This window comes from Microbispora sp. CL1-1 (assembly GCF_012034195.1).
In the GTDB taxonomy this organism is placed as follows: domain Bacteria; phylum Actinomycetota; class Actinomycetes; order Streptosporangiales; family Streptosporangiaceae; genus Microbispora.
Genome location: NZ_JAATEK010000237.1, coordinates 1 through 290, shown reverse-complemented (window position 1 = coordinate 290; position 290 = coordinate 1). Strand labels below are relative to the sequence as shown.

The following is a 290-nucleotide window of genomic DNA, read 5'->3' as shown; positions in this document are numbered from 1 at the left end:
GACCTCGGTGGACCACGCGCGGATCAAGCGGACCGGGCTCAGCCCGCTCAGCGCCGCGCACGCACTCGCCCTGTTCGACGCCGTCGCCTTCCGCGACCCGGGCGTGCCCCTGGTCGTCCCTGCCGCCCTCACGGCCACGGCCGAGACGCCGCCGCCGCTGCTGCGCGGGCTCGTACGGCAGGCCCGCCCCGCCGTACGCGGCGCGGCGGCCGGGGGACCATCCCTCGCCGCCCGGCTGAACGGACTGACTCCGGACCAGCGGACCGAGGCCCTGCTCGACCTGGTCCGCA

1 protein-coding gene is annotated in these 290 nt (G+C 77.9%); it reads left to right on the top strand.

Annotated features, from left to right (window positions below; all coding sequences use genetic code 11):
- Positions 1–290, top strand: a 290-nt coding sequence (locus tag HCK04_RS40745) for a hypothetical protein (RefSeq protein WP_168066734.1), incomplete at both ends; no start/stop codon positions are given.